Origin of the sequence: Paenibacillus terrae, from assembly GCF_000943545.1 — a bacterium.
Classification (GTDB): domain Bacteria; phylum Bacillota; class Bacilli; order Paenibacillales; family Paenibacillaceae; genus Paenibacillus; species Paenibacillus terrae_A.
The window spans coordinates 1-214 of the sequence record NZ_JTHP01000228.1 but is presented as its reverse complement, the minus strand read 5'-3'; the positions used below and the strand labels follow the sequence as shown (position 1 = coordinate 214).

Sequence of the window (214 nt, the reverse complement as noted above, 5' to 3'; positions counted from 1 at the left end):
GTACTTCAAAACTTGTTCTCTCCGAGACGGATCCCGAGTAGTGCGGGGCACGTGAAACCCCGTATGAATCCGGCAGGACCATCTGCCAAGGCTAAATACTCCCTGGCGACCGATAGTGAAGCAGTACCGTGAGGGAAAGGTGAAAAGCACCCCGGAAGGGGAGTGAAATAGATCCTGAAACCGTGTGCTTACAAGAAGTCAGAGCCCTATGTAT

The 214-nt window shown here is 52.3% G+C and carries 1 rRNA gene; it reads left to right on the top strand.

What is annotated here, in order from left to right:
• Positions 1-214, top strand: a 23S ribosomal RNA gene (locus tag QD47_RS29780); the annotation flags it as partial.